The 601-nt window shown below is 65.4% G+C and carries 1 pseudogene; it reads left to right on the top strand.

The features are described 5' to 3' along the window. A pseudogene (locus SSA01S_RS19910) lies at positions 1–384 on the top strand (ISNCY family transposase); the annotation flags it as partial. Positions 385–601 lie beyond the last annotated feature (217 nt).

Raw genomic sequence — 601 nt, 5'->3', positions numbered from 1 at the left:
AGCCAGGCGCTGGTGCGCAAGCGGGTGGATGTCTGCGAGTATCCCGACGGACGTATCGAGATCCGGCACGACGGGCAGGCCTTGCCCTATCGCGTGTTCGACAAGATGCGGCGGGTGAACCAGGCCGCAGTGGTCGACAACAAGCATCTCGACGCGGCGCTGGCGATGGCGCGGCTCCTGCAGGAAGCGGCGCCACACCACCGCAAGCGGAACAACAACGAGCCGGCGCGGACGGCGCAGACTGGCGGCATGTTCGCCGCGTCAGCTGTTTCGACTACATCGAAGGTGGATCGCCGCACGCTGTGCACGCCCAAGCTGAAGCGCGGGCCACGTCTTTCCAACACGGAGCTCGTCGCGCGCGGACTGGCCGAATACGCTGGCTGAGCCCGGGTCACGCCACCCAAGCAACCTGCCTCATGACTGCTGTTCTGGTATGACCGAGCCCGCTGCTGGCGCAGCGGGTCCATCGCCCTTCCCTCGGAACTCACCGCATCAGCGGGGTCAGCGCTGCGCTTGTGGATGGCTCCACACTGCCCCCGCTGCTACCAACGTGTGCCATCTCTATCTGGCGCGGATTGTGTCTTTTCTAACTGGCAGGAAC

Origin of the sequence: Sphingomonas sanguinis NBRC 13937 (assembly GCF_001591005.1) — a bacterium.
Taxonomy (GTDB): Bacteria; Pseudomonadota; Alphaproteobacteria; order Sphingomonadales; family Sphingomonadaceae; genus Sphingomonas; species Sphingomonas sanguinis.
Note: the sequence above shows the minus strand (reverse complement) of the source record. Positions and strands in the feature narration are given on the sequence as shown.